The organism is Arthrobacter sp. GmRoot5-12, assembly GCF_059739365.1.
Genome location: NZ_AP046056.1, coordinates 1,624,154 through 1,641,344 on the forward strand (window position 1 = coordinate 1,624,154; position 17,191 = coordinate 1,641,344).

A 17,191-nucleotide genomic window follows, 5' to 3' on the forward strand; every position below is an offset into this window, starting at 1 on the left:
GCACATGGCCCAGGCGCCGTCGTCGGACGCTTTCATCCTCCTTTTGACGCCTCTTCCCGCAGGTGAAGCCGGGCGCCGCAGACGCTCGATTTCCGCCGCGGCACAGGAGTAGCGTGGGGGCATGAGCGAGCAAGCAGGAACCAGTCCTTACGGCGGCAGCAACCGGCACCACAAGCCCAAGCCTTTCGCCCCGATGGATTTCGAGCCCTTCGCCGGCGGGGCCGATCCCGCCCGCGTCTCGGAGGCCGCCCACCTCGCCGCGCAGGCCCTGGTCCGCCACGGCCGGGACAGCGATGATCCGGTGGTCACCGAACGCCTCGTGAAGCTTGCCGACGAACAGGGCCTGGAGGCCATCGCCGAGATGTGGGCCGAGAGCCCGGCCCGCTCCCTTCCCGGCGCCCTATGGCGGCTTTACGCGCTGCGCGCTGCCACGGTCCAGGATCCGGAACGCATCTCCGTGTATTTCCGCGCGGGCCGGGACACCGCGCAGGTCTCCAACGTGGTGGCCGGCGCGGCTGAACCACCCGGCGCGGAGGAAATGCGCACCATGGCCGACGCAATCCTTTCCGGCGCGTTCGACGGCGATTTCGACGTCGCGCTGGAACGGTCCGCCGCCTTCTGCCGGGTGGTGGCGCTGGGCCAGGCCACCCTTGCCGACGGCGCCGAACACGCCAACGAGGCACACGCCAGCAAGCTGACCCGCAACTCCCACCAGTTGGTCAAGACCGCCGAGGACCTGGAGCACGCCGCCAACGCGTGGCGCCTGGGCGAACTGGACTGAGTGGCCGCCGGGACCCGGTAACCGGCCGTACAGGGCTGGTTGCTTGAGCCTGCCCGGCACCCTCTGGCCCTTATTTTCGGGACGAACAAGGGCGCCGCTGTCAAGATTGACTTGGGCCGGGTGAAGTAGAAGACTGAAACCGGTGCCGAGCCGCGAAACCCCCGGGCTTCAACAATTAGCCGCCTAGAGCGGCCTACCGCCGAGAGGCGTATCCGGTTCGGCACCATTTTTCTGCCCTCTTCAGGGTGGACAATTCAGAGGTGCTCTTTCGGGCCGGTAGAGTAGGCGACAGTTGCGCGCCGGAGTCAAGTCACACGGCAGCGACCCCCGCCTTGATAAGTCCCCGGAGACCGGTAAACACGTGAAGCTGCGCCTTTTCCCCCAGGAGCCCGCAGGGCTGAACCTGCTCTCGCAGATGGCACAACAGATCGTGCTGGCCACCGCCACCCTGGCCGAAATCCTTGGCGTACCCGCGGACGAGCACGGCAACCTCGTGGAGGACATGCACAACCTCGAGGCCAAGTCCGCCGAACTGCATTTCGCCCTGCTGACCCACATGCGCACCAGCTTCGTGAACCCGCTCCCCCGCGAGGACATGTACGCCCTCTCCCGGTACCTCAACGAGGCCATGGAGAAAATGGATGCCGCCGCGGAACTGGTGGCGCTGTACAAGCTGGACCGCCTGCCCAAGCGCGCCGCGGACCAGCTGGAGATCATCAGCCGGCAGGCCGAGCTGACGGTCGACGCCATGTGCAGGCTCAACAACCTGGATGACCTTGAGGACTACTGGATCGAGATCCTGCGACTGGCCAAGCGTGCCGAGCGGACCCACCGGGTTTGGGTGGCGGACATGATCGCGGACATGAAATGGGCGCAGTACTCGCGCAACCGGGACATCGCCAACCAGCTGGTGGAGGTCACCAAGGACATGCGGCGGGTGGCCACCCAGGTAGGCAGCATCATCGTCAAGGAATCCTGAGGTGGCGGCAGTCATCTTCGCGGCGGTGGTCCTGCTGGCGGCGGCGTTTGCCTTCCTCAACGGCTTCCGCGATGCGTCCACCTCAGTGGCCCTTGCCGTCCGGAACCGGGCCCTCACCCCCAGCGTGGGCGTGCTCCTTGCCGCGTTCTTCAACTTTGTCGGCGCCCTGGTGAGCGCCCTGCTTGCCGTCGCCGCCAGCCAGACCTGGATCCATCTTCCCGCCGGGGCCGACGGGCTCACCATCCTGGTGGCCGGCCTGGCCAGCGCCTGCGCCTGGGGGCTGCTGATGTGGCGGCGGGGCATCCCCGCGTCCTCCACCCACGCCCTTGTGGGTGGTCTTGCCGGCGCAGGCCTTGCCAGCCTTGCCATCGGCGGCCCGGGGGTTGCCGGGGTGGACCAGTCGCTGCTGTTCCAAGTGGTGCTGCCCCTGGTGCTGTCCCCGCTTGTGGCCTACAGCGGTTCCTTCCTGCTGGTGTATCCGGCCACGTGGGTGGCCCGGTACACGCAGCCCAATGTGGTGAACCAGCGCTTTCGCAGGGGCCAGGCCGTTGCCGCCGGCGCGGTGGCCTTTGGCCACGGCCTGCAGGACGGCCAGCGCGTCAGCGCGGTACTGCTGCTGGCCCTCCTGGCGGCAGGCTATTCCGACGGCGGCATCCCCATGTGGGTGGCAGGACTCTCCGCAGTAATGATGACCGCCGGGACGCTCTTCGGAGGTTGGCGGATCTCGCACACCATCGGCTACAAGCTCACCAGGATCGACCCCCTGCGCGGATCGGTGGCCCAGACCTTCAGCGCACTGATGCTCTTTGTGGGCGCAATCGGGCTCCACTGGCCGCTCTCCACCACCCATACCGTCACCGCCGGGGCCCTGGGCGCCGGGGAGAACCAGAATTTTTCGGTAACGAACCGGAAGCTGGTGATCAGGATCCTGTGGCTCTGGGCCCTGACGCCCCTGGCCACCTGCGCCCTGGCCTTCGTGCTGGCCCTGGCCCTGTCCCCCGTTTCTGCCTAGTCCACCCCTGTCGAATCCACCCCCGGTGGGCCCTGGCAGCAGAGCGTGGAGCTCCCCTGTACAGGGGCACCCCCGTGACGTAGATTCGAAAAAAGCGCCCCGGGCCAAAGGTGCGGGGACCGGCGTCCGGGCCGCGTGCAGGGCCGCGGACGGGCAACCGCTGCAGCAACACGGCGGCTTGGATGCACAAAGCGGAAAAGAGCAGGCGTCATGTCTTCCCCGTATTTCCGGCGCCCCCTGCCACAGCCACGGCAACTTCAGTGCGAGGCCTGCGGAACCGGGCACCAGCTGACCATTCATGCCATCACGTCCATCGGCGCCGCCGGCGGGGACCTTGTCACGGTTTCCTACACCTGCAACGACTGCAACCTGTTCCAGGAACACAGTGCCTTCGCTGCCGACGTGGCGGCCGCCCTGAACCAGGTCCGCTGGATGGCGAAAGTGATCCTCTTCGGGGACGAGTACATCCACTGCGGCTACCCCATGGAGGAAGCGGAACACGAGGTTGAGCGGCTCTGCTATCGCAGCAGCAACACGGGCAGTGGCCTCAACGCGGTGTCCCTGCCCACCCGGGTCCTGCGCTGCCATTGCGGATTCCAGCTGGAAGTTCCGGAATAAGCCCGCCCGGGCCCGGGCGGGCGCCGGTCAGAGCTGGATGGCGGCCGGGCCATCGGTTTCGGCCATCAGGACGGCCGCGAGCTCCTCGGCGGTCAGGTTCGCCGCGGTGCAGAGTTCGTGGTGTGCCACTCCGGCCGCGGAGGCGTTGCGGACCGCCTGGTGCAGGGACTGCAGGGCGTTGTCCAGTTCCCACTGCATGCTTTCGAGGTGGGAGCTGGTGCGCCACACCTCCGACAGGACATCGCCCTCTTCCTCAAGGCCGGCCGCAGCCAGCCCGAGGTGTGGTTGAAGCTCAGGGGCCAGGGGGCCGGCGGCAAGGGGTCCTGCCAGGCCGGCGGCTGCGGCAAAGCCCTCCACGGGCAGCACGGCATCCCGGGCCGGTGCGCCCGGCCCGGGGACGGACACCGTAAGCTGTGGGCCCAGGGCGTTGCTGGCCGTCTGCGTCATGGCGAAACTCCTTTAGCTGACTTACTACTAGATTCAAAAGTATCTAGATGAGCGTACTAAACCGGCCAGTAGATCGCCAACGCTGGAGTGCCCTATCCAAAGCGGCCGGACACGTAGTCCTCAGTAGCCTTCTGGACGGGGTTGCTGAAGATCGTGTGGGTGTCGCCGTATTCGATCAGCTTGCCCGGCTTGCCGGTGCCCGCGATGTTGAAGAACGCCGTCCGGTCGGAAACCCGCGCGGCCTGCTGCATGTTGTGGGTAACGATCACCACCGTGTACTGGTCCTTGAGCTCATTGATGAGGTCCTCAATGGCCAGCGTGGAAATGGGGTCCAGGGCGGAGCACGGCTCGTCCATGAGGATCACCTGCGGCTCCACGGCGATGGCGCGGGCAATGCAGAGCCGCTGCTGCTGGCCGCCCGAAAGGCCGGAACCGGGCTTCTCCAGCCGGTCCTTGACCTCGTTCCAGAGGTTGGCGCCCTTGAGCGAGCGCTCCACCAGGACGTCGGCCTCACCCTTGGAGATCTTCTTGTTGTTCAGCTTGACGCCGGCCAGCACATTGTCGCGGATGGACATGGTGGGGAACGGGTTGGGGCGCTGGAAGACCATGCCGATCTGGGAACGCACGGTGACGGGGTCCACGCCGGGGCCGTAGAGGTTGTCGCCGTCCAGCAGGACCTCACCCTCGACGCGCGCGCCGGGGATGACCTCGTGCATGCGGTTCAGGGTGCGGAGGAAGGTGGACTTTCCGCAGCCGGAGGGGCCAATGAACGCGGTGACGGACTTGGCCTCGATGTTGATGCTGACGTCCTCCACGGCAAGGAAATCGCCGTAGTACACGTTCAGGTCCTTGACGTCGATGCGCTTAGACATGGAGTTCCTTCACTTACTGGGTATGGATTGAAGTCTAGGATCCGCCGCGGTATGGCGGAAGGGAGGGCCTGGTTACCGGCTGGCTTTGGGGGCGAAGATCCTGGCGATCAGGCGGGCCACCAGGTTCAGGACCATCACCAGGATGATCAGCACCAGCGCCGCGCCCCAGGCCCGCTGCGAGGACGGGTCCGGGTTGGAGGGCGAGGTGGGGTTGAGGATCTGGGTGTAGATGAACGTGGGCAGCGAAGCCATCCAGCCGCCAAAGACGTTCGAGTTGATGCTGGTGGCAAAACCGGCGGTGACCAGGATGGGCGCCGTCTCGCCGATGACCCGGGCAATCGCCAGGGTGACGCCGGACGCGATGCCTGAAATCGCCGTCGGAATAACCACCTTGAGGATGGTGCGCCACTTGCGCACGCCCAGGGCGTAGGCGGCCTCGCGGAGTTCGTTGGGGACGATCTTGAGCATTTCCTCGCTGGAGCGGACCACCACGGGGATCATCAGCACCGACAGCGCGACGGCGGCCACCGCACCGGTCTTGGTGCCCGGGCCCACCACCACGAAGAAGAACGCGGCAGCGAACAGGCCCGCCACGATGGAGGGGATGCCGGTCATGACGTCCACGAAGAACGTGATGGCCCTGGCCAGGCGGCCGTCGTGGCCGTACTCCACCAGGTAGATGGCGGTGAGCAGCCCTACCGGAACGGAAATTACGGTGGCAAGCAAGGTGATCTGCACCGTGCCCAGGAGGGCGTGGTAGATGCCGCCCATCACCGGGCCGCCGCTTTCCACGGCCTTGTTGTCATAGGCGCCCGTGACGCCGTTCATCGAGGTGGTGAGGAACCCGGGGTCCATAAGACCCGGGATGCCGTTCACCAGCACCGTCCAGATCACCGAAACCAGGGGCAGGAGGGCCACCAGGAACGAGCCCACCACCAGGCAGGTGGCCAGCTTGTCCTTGGCCTTGCGGGACCCTTCCACCACTGCGCTCCAGGACACCAGGCCGATGGCGAACAGGATCGCGGAGACCAGTCCCCAGCCGAACGCATTGAAGCCGACCAGGGCCAGGATGGCGGCGCCAACAATCAGGGCCGCAGCCAGGACGGCGTAGGGGGCATACTTGGGCAGTTGGCCCTTGGTGAGCGCCGACCGCTTGCTGCGGACGGGGGTAAGCGTGGAGGTCATTTAGTTGGCTCCCGAGAATTCTTTGTGCCGGGTGATGACCCAGCGGGCGATCATGTTCACGGCCAGGGTGATGACGAACAGGACCAGGCCGGCGGCGATCAGCGTGCTGACCCTGATGCCGCTGGCTTCCGGGAAGTTCAGGGCGATCTCGGCAGCGATGGTTTGGTTGCCGGACTGGATCAGGCTGGCCGTCAAAGCGCCGGAGGACAGGACCAGGGCAACGGCCATGGTTTCGCCCAGCGCGCGGCCCAGGCCCAGCATGACGGCGCTGATGATGCCCGGCCTGCCGAAGGGCAGCACTGCCATCTTGATCATTTCCCAGCGGGTAGCGCCCAGGGCCAACGCAGCTTCTTCATGCAGCTTGGGGGTCTGCAGGAAAATCTCGCGCGACAGCGAGGTGATGATCGGCAGGACCATGACCGCCAGGACGATGCCTGCGGTGAGGATTGTCTTGCCGGTGGTGGAGGCCGGACCCTGGAAGATGGGAAGCCAGCCCATGTTGGCCGCCAGCCAGACGTACGCCGGAGAGATTTCCTTTGCCAGGAACGCTGCACCCCAAGCACCGTAGACCACGGACGGAATGGCGGCGAGCAGGTCAACCACATAGCCCAGTCCGGAGGCAAGGCGGCGCGGTGCGAAGTGTGAGATGAACAGCGCCACGCCAATGGCGATGGGGGTGGCGATGACCAGTGCGATGACGGCCGCGATGAGAGTGCCGATCACGATGGGCCAGATGTAGGCGAAAAAGCCCTGGCCGCCCTGGATCTTGTCGGCGGGCGCGGTCAGGGCGGGAACTGCCTGGACAACCAGGAACAGTGCGACGCCGAAGAGGACGGCAAGGATCAGGCACCCGGCTGCCAGCGTGGCGCCGGAAAAGACTTTATCCCCGGCGCGTCCGGCGCCTTGGGTACTTGTCAGGGGGGTGGCGGTCATTCGACGGCCCTTCGAGTCGTTGCTGGATTGGGAATGCAGGGTGCAAAGCCAAGTTCCCCGCACTGCCTTCCGGCAGGCGGGGAACCCGGTTTCGCAGCGATGGCTAGGACTTGGCCTTGATCGAGTCGATCGCCTTGACAGCCTTGGCTGCGAGGTCCGAGGACAGCGGAGCGGACTTGGCCGAGTCTGCTGCGGCCTTCTGGCCTTCAGCGGAAACTACGTAGTGCTCGAAGGCCTTGACCAGGTCCACGGTCTCCTGCTTGTCGTACGTGGTGCACAGGACGTGGAAGGACACCAGGACGATCGGGTAGGCGCCTTCGATGGTGGTCTTGCGGTCCAGCTTGATGGACAGGTCGTTGGCGGCGCGGCCTTCAACCGGCTTGCCGGCGTCCACTGCCTTGGCGGCAGCATCGGCGGAGATCTTGGTGAAGGACTCGCCCACCTTGATCTGGGCCACGCCCAGCTTGCCGCTCACGGCGGAGTCGTCGGCGTAGGTCACGGCACCGGGGGTGTCCGTCACGGTCTTGACCACGCCGGAGGTTCCCTTGGCGTTCTCACCCTGCAGGCTGGCAGGCCAGACGCCGGCGGCCTTGTCGGTCCAGACGTCGGAGGCAGCGGCGGCCAGGTAGTCGGTGAAGTTCTGGGTGGTGCCCGAGTCGTCGGAGCGGTTCACCGGGGTGACCTTGAGGTCGGGCAGGGAGACACCGGCGTTCAGGGCGGCGATGGCGGGGTCGTTCCACTTGGTGATCTGGCCGCGGAAGATCTTGGCCACGGTGGTGGCGTCAAGCTTCAGGTCCGTGACGCCGGGAACGTTGAAGGCCACAGCGATCGGGGAGATGTAGACCGGGACGTTGATGGCGCCGTCGGGGCCGCAGACGGACTTGGAGGAGGCGTATTCGTCATCCTTCAGGTACGCGTCGGAGCCGGCGAACTGGGCCGAGCCGTCCAGGATGGCTTTGCGGCCTGCTCCGGAGCCGTCCGGGGAGTACTGCACGGTGGCGCCGGAGTTGGCGGAGGCAAAGTTGGTCTTCCAGGCGTCCATGGCGGCGCCCTGGGCGGAGGAGCCGATGCCGGTCAGCGTGCCGGTGACCTTGGTGCCGCCGGCGGACTGGCTGCCGGCAGGAGCGGTGCCCGTGGCATTGTCTGAACCGCAGGCGCTGAGCGCGAGTGCGCCGGCTGCGATGACAGCGATAGCCGCGTGGCGGCCGAAGCGGAGTGCCTTCACTTAGATGTACCCCTTCCAGGGTTATTCAGGTGCGGGACAGGGCCGGAGAACCCTGCTGCGCGATGCGTACGGTGTGTACCTTTCAGTAAGTTATGGGCTGCAGGTAACGGGATGGGCTGTCCAAAGTGAACGGAGGATTAACGACGGCGGGATATTGGCTGACAAATGCCGGGTCACCATTGCGCGGATCACAGGTCCGGCCGTAGTGGCCTGCCCGGGTGCTCCACCGCCACTGAATAGACTTGAACCCATGGCAATCGAAGCAGGACTCTCGGCAACCCAACGGTTCCTGCGCAGCCGCGTCCGGACCGGCCTGATCCGGAGCCGCAACTCGTTCGTCCCTGCCATCCAGATGACCGTCTGCGCGGTGGGCGCCTACGCCTTCGCGGAATACGTCCTGGGCCACTCCGGCCCGCTGTTTGCCGCCACCTCCTCGCTGATCGCGCTCGGGTTTTCGCGGGAACCGCGGCTGCGGCGCGTGATGGAAGTGGGCCTGGGCTGCACCATCGGGATCGCCGTTGGCGACCTGCTCCTGCACTGGCTGGGCGGGGAAATCTGGGTGGCCGCCGTCGTTCTGCTCTTCTCCATCCTGCTGGCGCGGTTCCTTGACAGCGGGAACATCTTCACCACCCAACTGGCCCTGCAGTCGCTGCTGGTGGTGCTGCTTCCGGCGCCGTCGGGCGGACCGTTCACCCGGAGCATCGATGCGGTGGTGGGCGGCCTGTGCGCCCTGCTGGTGACCATCCTCATGCCCAAGGACCCACGGCGGGAACCACGCCGCGACGTCCAGAAACTGCTGCACGAACTGGCGGAAGTGCTGCGGGAATGCGCCTCCGCGCTGGCCAACAGCGACTCTACCCAAGCGTGGCATGCGCTGATCCGCGGCAGGAACTGCCAGCCCCTGGTCGATGCCATGCGGCAGTCGCTGCGGGCCTCCGGGGAAGTTGCCACGCTGGCGCCCGCCTACCGCCGGCACCGGGATGAACTGGACCGGCTCAAGCAGTCGCTGGACTTCATCGACCTGGCCCTGCGCAACAGCCGAGTCTTTGCGCGGCGGCTCACCAGCGCCATCAACCACGCCGCCCTCTCGGACGAGGCCACGGACAGCATCGCGGAGGTGCTGCAGGAGACCGCTGCCGCGATTGATGAGCTTTCGCTGGGCCTTGCGGAATCGCACGACGGCGTCCGCCGCGCCCATCTGCGTACGGCCCGGCGCGACCTGAGCGAAATCGCCCTTCGCCTGCACCCCAAACTCCTGGAGGTGCAGCGGCTGGAGGGCGAAACGGTGGTGATGCTGTTCCGGCCACTGATGGTGGATCTGCTGGAGGCCACGGGGATGGACGCGGACGAGGCCAGGGACGTGCTGCCCGCACTGTAGGCGGGATGGGCCCGGGCCCAGCGCGGGGTGGGCCCGATGTCGGTGCCCGCCACTAGGGTTGGACGCATGGCAACAAAGACTTCCCGGGCCTCCAAGGCGCCCGCATACAAATGCGCCGAATGCGGCTGGACCACCGTGAAGTGGGTGGGCCGCTGCGGCGAGTGCCAGGCATGGGGCACGGTTGAGGAAACAGGCGCGGCGGTGGCGCGGACCACCGCGGCCACAACAGTCGTGGAGCCGGCGCGGCGGATCGCGGACGTGGACGCCACCACCGCGGCGTTCCTGCCAACAGGGGTGGATGAACTGGACAGGGTGCTGGGCGGCGGACTGGTTCCCGGCGCCGTCATCCTGCTGGCGGGTGAGCCCGGGGTCGGCAAGTCCACCCTGCTGCTGGACGTTGCCGCCAAGTTCGCGCGGACAGCCCAGGACGTCCTGTATGTCACCGGCGAAGAGTCGGCCGCCCAGGTGAAGCTGCGGGCGGAGCGGATCGACGCCGTCGCCGAATCCCTCTACCTGTCCGCGGAGACGGACCTTGGGCAGGCGCTGGGGCAGGTGGAGAAGATCGAACCGCGGCTGCTGATCGTGGACTCGGTGCAGACGCTCAGCAGCGCGGACGTGGACGGCAGTGCCGGTGGCGTGTCCCAGGTCCGGGAAGTGGCGGCTTCCATCATTGCCGCAGCCAAGCGGCGGAACATGACAACCCTGCTGGTGGGCCACGTCACGAAGGACGGTTCCATTGCCGGACCGCGGCTGCTGGAACACCTGGTGGACGTGGTGTGCCAGTTCGAAGGTGAGCGGCACTCCCGGCTGCGGCTGCTCCGTGCCGTGAAGAACCGGTACGGGCCCACGGATGACGTGGGCTGCTTCGACCTGAATGAAAACGGCATCGAGGGCCTGGCCGATCCCAGCGGGCTGTTCGTCAGCCGCACCAAGGATCCGGTTTCCGGGACCTGCATCACCGTCACCATGGAGGGACGCCGCCCCCTGCTGGCGGAGGTGCAGTCGCTGCTGGCGGAAAGCCCCAACTCTCAGCCGCGGCGGGCCACCAGCGGGCTGGACAGTTCCCGGGTGTCCATGCTCCTGGCCGTGCTGCAGCAGCGCGCAGGGACCCAGCTGCACAAGGACGATTCGTACGTTGCCACCGTGGGCGGGGTGAAGCTCAGCGAACCGGCAACGGACCTTGCGGTGGCCCTCGCCGTGGCGTCGGCCAAGGCCCGCAAGCCCCTGCCTGTCCGGCTGATCGCCTTCGGCGAGGTGGGGCTGGCAGGTGAAGTCCGGCCAGTACCAGGCATCAACCAGCGCATCCAGGAGGCGCACCGGCTGGGATTCACCCACGCCGTGGTCCCGGCCAGCCACACCGGCCCGGGCCCTGTGCCTGCAGGGTTTTCGGTCCGGGAAGTGGAACACCTCACGGAAGCGCTCAGCCTCCTGATCGGATAGCGGCAGGAGATTGCCGGCGCCCACGGAACGCCCTGCCTGGTTTCTGCAGGGCTTTCGGCGGGTACTGTTGGTGCAAAACCTTCTTGCAGACGGAGGCTTTTGGTTTCTGCGCGGGGGGATGCATGGCAATCAAGGAACAGCAGGGCACCGCCGACCGTGCGGGCCGCGCACGCATGGCACCTGTGCAGCCGGTTGTGTCGGACCGGATTGACGGACTGCTCGAAGGCCTGAGCATCCGGAAGCGCGTGGCCGCAAGCCAGCTGCCGGTCACGGCCACGGTTGCACTCGTGGTGATCGCCACGGCAATCTTCAGCCCGGAGACGTTCGACGACAACCTGTTCGTGGCGGCGCTGCTCTTCCACCTGGCAATTGCCGCGGCGTGCTTTGCAATACCCTGGGGCCGGCTCCCTGCAGGTGCGTTCGCCGTCATCCCGCTGCTCGACTGCCTGGCCATCGGGTTCACCCGTGAGGCGGGAGGCCCGCCCTTCAACGTCCTCAGCATCATGCTGGTGTTCCCCGTCATCTGGCTCTCCGTCCACGACCGGCCATACATGCCTGTCCTGGCCATGGCCGGGGCAGTCCTCAGTACCGTGGTTCCGTCTGTTATCCAGGGCTCCCCGGTGCTGGGGGGATCGATGATCAGGACCCTGATCCTTCCCCTGGTCCTGTCAGTCATAGCGGTGACCGCGCATGTGATGGCCACAACCATCCGGCGCCAGCGGATCAAGCTCATGGAAAACGAACTGCACCTGGGCCGAACACTCGGTGAAAGCGTCCGCCGGCAGGCCCTGCTCGACGCAGTGCTCAGGGCGGTTGGCGTGGGCGTTTGGGTGGTGGACGCCAAAGGGAACACGGTGCTGGCAAACAGGGCAATGCACGCGGACCCTGCCCTTGCCGGCGTCATCGGCCCGGCAGGGGGCCAGGCACCCCTGATGTCCGCCGACCGCTCCACTCCAGTGCCGGCAAACCTGCTTCCCGCTGCCCGCGCCGCAGCGGGAGAAGCCTTCATTGACGAGCTGTACTGGGCTGGCCCGGCGGACCGCCAGCGCGCCTATTCCGTGAGCTCGCACGGGTTTCCTCCGGCGGGCGGGCAGGAAGGCGGCGCCGTCATCACGTTTGTGGACGTCACCAGCCTGATCGGTGCGCTGGCGGCCAAGGACAACTTCGTTGCCACGGTTTCGCACGAGCTGCGGACCCCCCTGACATCCATCCTCGGCTACCTGGAACTGGTCCTGGACGAACCCGGGCATGAGGACATCCGCGACGAGCTCCTGGTGGTGCGCCGGAATGCCGAACACCTGCTGGGACTCGTCAACGACCTCATTGCGGTCGCCTCGGAACGCGTGGACCTCGCGCTGGAGCAGGCGGACCTTGCCCGGCTGGTGGCCCGGGAGGTGGACGCAGCTTCGCCCAAGGCTGCCGGCAACGGACTGCAGCTGGTGCTCGATGTGGAGCAGCCGCTTCATGCCAGGATGGATCCGGCACGGATCGGCCAGGTGATCCGGAACCTGCTTTCGAACGCCATCAAGTACTCCCCCAACGGCGGCCTGATCACCGCCCGGGCCTTCCGGACCCGGGAGGGCCTGGCCTGCTCCATCACGGACACCGGCTTGGGGATGACCGTGGAGGAGCAGGAACAGGCCTTCAGCAAGTTCTTCCGTTCGGCCCGGTCGCGTGAAACCGCCATTCCCGGCGCCGGACTGGGCCTGCCGGTGAGCAAGACCATTGTTGAGGGCCACGGCGGATCAATCAGCCTGGAGAGTGAACCCGGCCGGGGTACCAGGGCAACATTCATCCTGCCGGAATCCTGACCCCCCATCGCAGGGAGCTCCCGTGCTGCCCCTCGGGAGGAACCGCGCCGTCGGCAGGCGACGTGGGTCAGGAACCCGTGCCGGCCAGCCAGCTGGAAACGTCGCTGCGCAGCACGAGGAGGGGGCCCCCGGTGGCGCTCACGTTGCCGTTCACCACGTAATAGCCGCGGCCCGATCCGGCTCCCCCGGCGGCACGGTCCAGGGCATCCACCAGATGCCGCGGCAGGTGGCCCTGCGGCCCAAGGCTGCGGAGTTCATCGACTTCTTCGGGCGTAAGCCGCCCCAAAACCTCGGCAATGTTGGCCATGAGTGGTCCCGTCCCTTTCGACCAGAGTGCCTGGCAGAGTGCCTGAAGGAATAACCTAAAGCAGGGCCGTGAACTCCACGTTAACGGCGGACGGCAACTTCCTTTCCTGTTCCCAGCGGCTTTCTTGGAGGATCAATGCCCATTCGAAGCGCCGGCATCCTGCTGTACCGGCAGGACCCGGCCATGCCCGCCGGCGCCCGGGAGGGCCTGCAGGTGTGGATCGCCCACATGGGCGGCCCGTTCTGGGCCCGCAAGGACGCGCATGCCTGGTCGATTCCGAAAGGCGAATACAGCGAGGGCGACGACCCACGCGCTGCCGCGCTGCGCGAGTTCGCCGAGGAAATGGGCACCGCGGCCCCGGACGCCGAGTACCGGCTTCTGGGCGATTTCCGGCAACCGTCCGGAAAGCTCATCACGGTCTTCGCGGCCCAGGCCGACTTCGCCCCGGCCGTGATCAGCAGCAACACGTTTCCGCTGGAATGGCCCAAGGGGTCCGGCAGGATCCAGCATTACCCCGAAATCGACGACGCCCGCTGGTTCCCCGAGCAGGAGGCGCGGCTCAAGCTCGTGAAGGGCCAGCTGCCCATCCTTAGTGCCCTGGTCAGCGACGCCGCGCTGGCGTGAAGCCCCGACCCATTAAGAACGCACCCGTGCCTTCACGGCCAGCACCGGCCGGTCCGCCTGCATCAGGATCTGCTGGGCGTGGCTGCCGAGGATGAACTTGCCCACCTGGGTGCGGTGGCGGAGGCCGATCACGATCAGCGAAGCATCAACTTCCCTGGCCACGTCCAGGAACTCGTCCGCCAGGTCGTGCTCGTACGGCGGCTGGATGACGGTGGCATTGACTCCGGCGTCGGCCGCCTTTTTCGCGGCCTGGGCCAGGACGTCCTCCGGGGCCACGGACTTGTCCACCAGCGCCCCCTGGCGGGCGGAGTTCACGATGTACAGGTCCTTTTGCCGGAGCCGCGCTTCGGCGATCCCGGCGGCGAGGGCTGCCTCGCCGGCAGGCGTGGGGACGAACCCAACGATGATGCTCATACCTTCTCCTTGATGTTGTTGGTGCTGTCCGTGGCGGAGGCGACTGCCGCCGTCGTGCCCTTGCGCTTGGCCAGCATGCTGCGGAGGCCCGGCAGCACGGCCACCAGCACGAAGACCACCAGCAGTGTTGCCGAGATGGGGCGGGTGAAGAAGCCGGTGGCGTCGCCGCCGAAAACCAGCAGGGAGCGGCGCAGTGAGCTTTCCAGCAGCTCGCCGAGGACGAAGGCCAGAACCAGCGGACCGGGCTCGAAGCCGAACTTCTTCATCAGGTAGCCCACCACGCCGAAGAACACCACCAGGGTCACGTCGAACATGCTGTTGTTGATGGTGTAGGCCCCCAGCAGGGTGATCAGGGCGGTGACCGGCGCCAGGATGGCTGCCCGGACGCGGAGGATGCGGACGAAGATCCCCACCAGGGGCAGGCTCATGATCAGCAGCAGGATGTTGCCGATGTACATGGAGTTGACCACGCCCCAGAAGAGCTCCGGGTTCTGTTCCACCAGCTGCGGGCCAGGCGTCACACCCTGGATCAGCAGCGCGCCGAACATCAGCGCCATGGTGGCGTTGGCGGGAATGCCAAGGGTCAGCAGCGGGATGAACGACGACGTTGCCGCCGCGTTGTTCGCGGTTTCCGGGCCGGCCACGCCTTCCGGTGCGCCCTTGCCGAACCGCTCCGGCTGCTTGGCCCGTTTCTTCTCCATGGCATACGAGGCCATGGAAGCGATGGTGGCGCCGCCGCCGGGCAGAATGCCCAGGAAGAAGCCCAGGACCGAGCCGCGGGTAATGGCTCCCGATGCCTGCTTGAGGTCGGACCTGGAGGGCCAGACATTCGAGACCTTCGACGGCGCCTTGGCAGCCCGGTGCCGCTCCTCGAGGTTGTAGAGGATCTCGCCCAGTCCGAAGAGGCCCATGGCGATGGGCACGAAGTCGATCCCGTCCGCGAGCTGCAGGCTGCCGAAGGTGAAGCGGCTTTCGCCGGTAAAGATATCGCGGCCGACGGTAGCGAGCAGGAGTCCGACGGCGGCCGCGATGAGTGCCTTGGCCTTGGCGCCTCCGCTGATGGTTGCCACCAGCAGGATGCCCAGCAGCGCCAGCGCGGAGTACTCCGCGGGTCCGAAGTCGAGCGCGAAGCCCGCCACCACGGGAGCCAGGAAGGTCAGGCCGATAATCGAGGCGGTTCCGCCGATGAAGGACCCAATGGCCGCCAGGCCCAGGGCCGTGCCGGCCTTGCCCTGCCTGGCCATCTGGTACCCGTCGAAGACGGTGACCACGGAGGATGCCTCACCGGGAAGCCGGAGCAGGACGGACGTGATGGTGCCACCGTACTGGGCGCCGTAGAAGATGCCGGCGAGCATGATGATGGCGGTGACCGGCTCCACGCTGTAGGTCAGCGGAAGCAGGATGGCGATGGTGGCGGCCGGGCCCAGCCCGGGCAGCACGCCGATCAGCATGCCGATCACCACGCCAATCAGGCAGTAGAGAAGGTTCATTGGTTCCAGGACGACGGAAAAACCGTTGATCACAGGATTGAGGAAATCCACGGCGGTCTCCTAGAAGAGGTGGGGGATGGAAGTGCCCAGCGCCAGCACGAAGATCCCGTAGAAGGACGCGACGACGATGGCACTGATCACGAGGGTGGAACGCCAGGTCTCGCTGCCCAGGAACTTCATCCAGATGATGCACAGGATGAGGGCGGGAATCTCGAACCCGATCAACGGCATCAGCGCCACCATGGCGGCCAGCGTGGCCAGGCCAGTGAGGGGCGCGAAGGACATCCGGGTGAACTTCTCCGCGTCCCGGTTGTGCCGGCCCCACACCAGCTGGAAGATGGCCAGGGCCACCATCACGCAGCTGGTCAGGAAGGGCCACAGCCCCGGTTCGGGCTTCTCCGGAGTGCCAAGGCCCATGGAAACTGACAGCGCCAGGGCGGCGGTTCCGACGGCGAGCACCACCAGGGATGAGGCCGCGTTGGCGAGCGGGCCTGCAGCGGGAGGCTTTTCCTCCTCCCACTGCGCGGCCAGCTCTTCGGGGGTCAGGGCCTCGGGCAGGTCTTCCGGGCCGTCACTGCCGGGCGGAAGGGCGGAGCTGCCGCCCCGCCCGGCAGCCACTGCTGGAGTAGTCCCCATGGCCGTTACTTGTTCCCGTTGAGGCTGATGCCGTACTTCTCCACCAGGGACTTGTACTTCGCGGCATAGTCCTTCCACTGCGTTACCACTTCCTCGCCGGAGATCTCCTTGGGCGTCAGGAGGTTCTTCTTGTTGAACTCCTGGTAGGCGTCGGTCTTGAACGTGTCCTTGAATGCCGCGGCGAGCTTGTCCTTGACCTCCTGGGGAGTGCCCTTGGGAGCCGCGACCGCACGGTACTGTGCCACGGGAACGTCGTAGCCGGCTTCCTTGGCGGATGGAACGTCAGGCAGGAAGCTGTTGCGCCCTTCGGAGAAGACCAGCAGAGGGGTGACTTTTCCGGCCTGGATCTGTGCCATGGCTTCGCCCAGCTGGACAGTGGCCAGCTCCACCTGGTTGCCCAGGACGGCGGTCAGTGCCGGCTTACCACTGTCGAACGGCACATCGGTGCCCTGCACGTTGGCCTGCTTGAACAGGACGGTCTGGGCCAGCTGGCTGCCCGTGCCCACGCCGGTGGTCCCGAACGTGACGTTCCGGCCGGCGGCGGTGACGTCCTTGAAGCTCCTGAACCCGGAGCCCTGGCTGGCCACCAGCACGTAGTCGTCCTGCGAAAGTCCAGTGATGATGTCCAGGTCGTCGAGGTTCACTGCCTCGTCCTTGCTCACGGCAAGGGGGGTGATGGTGATCAGGGAGGCTGTGAGGAGTACCAGCTCCTGGCCGTCGGCCGTCTTGCCGGCAACTTCCTTGGTGGCGAGGGCGCCGTTGGCGCCCGGCTTGTTCACCACGGGCATCGGGGCTCCGAGGGTCTTGGCGGCGCCGTCTGCAAGCGCCCTGGCGATCAGGTCCGTGCTGCCGCCGGCGGCCTGTCCCACGGTCATTGTTACGGGCCCGGCCGGGTACTTGGACGGGTTGCCGGCTGCGGCTCCGCCGGCAACGTTGCCGCCGCAGGCTGTCAGTGCCAGCAGGGTGAAGGCCGACGCCGTTCCGAGAACGGCGCGGCGGGACGGGAAGTGCATCATTGGGACTCCTAGGTGCAAGCGCA

Annotated in this window: 18 protein-coding genes; 8 read left to right on the plus strand and 10 right to left on the minus strand. The window is 66.7% G+C overall.

Annotated elements, in window-relative coordinates:
- The first annotated feature begins 121 nt into the window (after positions 1 to 121).
- The 4 genes from AC6JAM_RS07370 to AC6JAM_RS07385 all read left to right on the plus strand — a co-directional run bounded on the left by AC6JAM_RS07370 (position 122) and on the right by AC6JAM_RS07385 (position 3,390).
- Positions 122 to 781, plus strand: a complete 660-nt coding sequence (locus tag AC6JAM_RS07370) for a hypothetical protein (protein WP_018770922.1) — start codon at positions 122 to 124, stop codon at positions 779 to 781.
- Between the two features lie 361 nt (positions 782 to 1,142).
- A complete protein-coding gene (locus AC6JAM_RS07375) occupies positions 1,143 to 1,760 on the plus strand; it encodes a DUF47 domain-containing protein (RefSeq protein WP_018770923.1) in 618 nt (205 codons plus the stop codon).
- A 1-nt stretch (position 1,761) separates the two neighbouring features.
- A complete protein-coding gene (locus AC6JAM_RS07380; RefSeq protein WP_142069482.1) occupies positions 1,762 to 2,772 on the plus strand; it encodes an inorganic phosphate transporter in 1,011 nt (336 codons plus the stop codon).
- Between the two features lie 210 nt (positions 2,773 to 2,982).
- Positions 2,983 to 3,390 (plus strand): hypothetical protein, encoded by a 408-nt coding sequence (locus AC6JAM_RS07385; protein WP_018770925.1) that lies wholly within the window; start codon positions 2,983 to 2,985, stop codon positions 3,388 to 3,390.
- 27 nt (positions 3,391 to 3,417) lie between these two features.
- Here the strand turns inward: AC6JAM_RS07385 and AC6JAM_RS07390 are convergent, their stop codons facing one another.
- From AC6JAM_RS07390 to pstS, 5 genes are all read right to left on the minus strand, one after another.
- Positions 3,418 to 3,837, minus strand: coding sequence for a hypothetical protein (locus tag AC6JAM_RS07390; RefSeq protein WP_018770926.1), 420 nt, complete (start codon positions 3,835 to 3,837; stop codon positions 3,418 to 3,420).
- 92 nt (positions 3,838 to 3,929) lie between these two features.
- Positions 3,930 to 4,709, minus strand: a complete 780-nt coding sequence (gene pstB, locus AC6JAM_RS07395) for a phosphate ABC transporter ATP-binding protein PstB (protein WP_018770927.1) — start codon at positions 4,707 to 4,709, stop codon at positions 3,930 to 3,932.
- A gap of 72 nt (positions 4,710 to 4,781) precedes the next feature.
- Positions 4,782 to 5,894, minus strand: a complete 1,113-nt coding sequence (gene pstA, locus AC6JAM_RS07400; protein WP_497934391.1) for a phosphate ABC transporter permease PstA — start codon at positions 5,892 to 5,894, stop codon at positions 4,782 to 4,784.
- Positions 5,895 to 6,827 (minus strand): phosphate ABC transporter permease subunit PstC, encoded by a 933-nt coding sequence (gene pstC, locus AC6JAM_RS07405; RefSeq protein ID WP_018770929.1) that lies wholly within the window; start codon positions 6,825 to 6,827, stop codon positions 5,895 to 5,897.
- Positions 6,828 to 6,930: 103 nt separating this feature from the next.
- Positions 6,931 to 8,052 carry a phosphate ABC transporter substrate-binding protein PstS gene (gene pstS, locus AC6JAM_RS07410; protein ID WP_018770930.1) on the minus strand — a complete coding sequence of 374 codons (1,122 nt, stop codon included), beginning with the start codon at positions 8,050 to 8,052 and terminating at the stop codon, positions 6,931 to 6,933.
- 250 nt (positions 8,053 to 8,302) lie between these two features.
- Here pstS and AC6JAM_RS07415 point away from each other — a divergent pair, with 250 nt between their 5' ends.
- The 3 genes from AC6JAM_RS07415 to AC6JAM_RS07425 all read left to right on the plus strand — a co-directional run bounded on the left by AC6JAM_RS07415 (position 8,303) and on the right by AC6JAM_RS07425 (position 12,681).
- Positions 8,303 to 9,430 carry an FUSC family protein gene (locus AC6JAM_RS07415; RefSeq protein WP_018770931.1) on the plus strand — a complete coding sequence of 376 codons (1,128 nt, stop codon included), beginning with the start codon at positions 8,303 to 8,305 and terminating at the stop codon, positions 9,428 to 9,430.
- A 66-nt stretch (positions 9,431 to 9,496) separates the two neighbouring features.
- Positions 9,497 to 10,870, plus strand: coding sequence for a DNA repair protein RadA (gene radA / locus AC6JAM_RS07420; RefSeq protein WP_497934392.1), 1,374 nt, complete (start codon positions 9,497 to 9,499; stop codon positions 10,868 to 10,870).
- Between the two features lie 122 nt (positions 10,871 to 10,992).
- Positions 10,993 to 12,681 carry a sensor histidine kinase gene (locus AC6JAM_RS07425; protein WP_497934393.1) on the plus strand — a complete coding sequence of 563 codons (1,689 nt, stop codon included), beginning with the start codon at positions 10,993 to 10,995 and terminating at the stop codon, positions 12,679 to 12,681.
- 67 nt (positions 12,682 to 12,748) lie between these two features.
- Here the strand turns inward: AC6JAM_RS07425 and AC6JAM_RS07430 are convergent, their stop codons facing one another.
- The gene (locus AC6JAM_RS07430) at positions 12,749 to 12,988 is read right to left on the minus strand and encodes a hypothetical protein (protein ID WP_018770934.1); all 240 of its coding nucleotides are present in this window, start codon (positions 12,986 to 12,988) and stop codon (positions 12,749 to 12,751) included.
- A gap of 135 nt (positions 12,989 to 13,123) precedes the next feature.
- On the opposite strand from AC6JAM_RS07430, the gene AC6JAM_RS07435 reads away from it, so the two are divergent.
- On the plus strand, positions 13,124 to 13,612 hold the full coding sequence (locus AC6JAM_RS07435) for an NUDIX hydrolase (RefSeq protein WP_497934395.1): 489 nt from the start codon (positions 13,124 to 13,126) through the stop codon (positions 13,610 to 13,612).
- Positions 13,613 to 13,624: 12 nt separating this feature from the next.
- Here AC6JAM_RS07435 and AC6JAM_RS07440 read toward each other — a convergent pair whose 3' ends face one another.
- From AC6JAM_RS07440 to AC6JAM_RS07455, 4 genes are read right to left on the minus strand one after another with little or no spacing between them, the layout of a single operon-like run.
- Positions 13,625 to 14,026: a universal stress protein gene (locus AC6JAM_RS07440; protein ID WP_497934396.1), complete on the minus strand. Its 402-nt coding sequence runs from the start codon at positions 14,024 to 14,026 to the stop codon at positions 13,625 to 13,627.
- The gene (locus AC6JAM_RS07445; RefSeq protein WP_018770937.1) at positions 14,023 to 15,567 is read right to left on the minus strand and encodes a tripartite tricarboxylate transporter permease; all 1,545 of its coding nucleotides are present in this window, start codon (positions 15,565 to 15,567) and stop codon (positions 14,023 to 14,025) included. Before AC6JAM_RS07445 ends, AC6JAM_RS07440 begins: the two co-directional genes overlap by 4 nt.
- A gap of 9 nt (positions 15,568 to 15,576) precedes the next feature.
- Positions 15,577 to 16,152: a tripartite tricarboxylate transporter TctB family protein gene (locus AC6JAM_RS07450; protein WP_051081421.1), complete on the minus strand. Its 576-nt coding sequence runs from the start codon at positions 16,150 to 16,152 to the stop codon at positions 15,577 to 15,579.
- 5 nt (positions 16,153 to 16,157) lie between these two features.
- Positions 16,158 to 17,168, minus strand: a complete 1,011-nt coding sequence (locus AC6JAM_RS07455) for a tripartite tricarboxylate transporter substrate binding protein (RefSeq protein ID WP_497934398.1) — start codon at positions 17,166 to 17,168, stop codon at positions 16,158 to 16,160.
- Between the last annotated feature and the right edge of the window lie 23 nt (positions 17,169 to 17,191).

Excerpts from the sequence above, each read along its gene's own strand:
- AC6JAM_RS07370 (WP_018770922.1), top strand. The coding sequence starts at position 122 with ATGAGCGAGCAAGCAGGAACCAGTCCTTACGGCGGCAGCAACCGGCAC.
- AC6JAM_RS07385 (WP_018770925.1), top strand. The coding sequence starts at position 2,983 with ATGTCTTCCCCGTATTTCCGGCGCCCCCTGCCACAGCCACGGCAACTT.
- AC6JAM_RS07390 (WP_018770926.1), bottom strand. The coding sequence starts at position 3,837 with ATGACGCAGACGGCCAGCAACGCCCTGGGCCCACAGCTTACGGTGTCC.
- pstB (WP_018770927.1), bottom strand. The coding sequence starts at position 4,709 with ATGTCTAAGCGCATCGACGTCAAGGACCTGAACGTGTACTACGGCGAT.
- pstA (WP_497934391.1), bottom strand. The coding sequence starts at position 5,894 with ATGACCTCCACGCTTACCCCCGTCCGCAGCAAGCGGTCGGCGCTCACC.
- pstC (WP_018770929.1), bottom strand. The coding sequence starts at position 6,827 with ATGACCGCCACCCCCCTGACAAGTACCCAAGGCGCCGGACGCGCCGGG.
- AC6JAM_RS07415 (WP_018770931.1), top strand. The coding sequence starts at position 8,303 with ATGGCAATCGAAGCAGGACTCTCGGCAACCCAACGGTTCCTGCGCAGC.
- radA (WP_497934392.1), top strand. The coding sequence starts at position 9,497 with ATGGCAACAAAGACTTCCCGGGCCTCCAAGGCGCCCGCATACAAATGC.
- AC6JAM_RS07425 (WP_497934393.1), top strand. The coding sequence starts at position 10,993 with ATGGCAATCAAGGAACAGCAGGGCACCGCCGACCGTGCGGGCCGCGCA.
- AC6JAM_RS07430 (WP_018770934.1), bottom strand. The coding sequence starts at position 12,988 with ATGGCCAACATTGCCGAGGTTTTGGGGCGGCTTACGCCCGAAGAAGTC.
- AC6JAM_RS07435 (WP_497934395.1), top strand. The coding sequence starts at position 13,124 with ATGCCCATTCGAAGCGCCGGCATCCTGCTGTACCGGCAGGACCCGGCC.
- AC6JAM_RS07440 (WP_497934396.1), bottom strand. The coding sequence starts at position 14,026 with ATGAGCATCATCGTTGGGTTCGTCCCCACGCCTGCCGGCGAGGCAGCC.
- AC6JAM_RS07450 (WP_051081421.1), bottom strand. The coding sequence starts at position 16,152 with ATGGGGACTACTCCAGCAGTGGCTGCCGGGCGGGGCGGCAGCTCCGCC.
- AC6JAM_RS07455 (WP_497934398.1), bottom strand. The coding sequence starts at position 17,168 with ATGATGCACTTCCCGTCCCGCCGCGCCGTTCTCGGAACGGCGTCGGCC.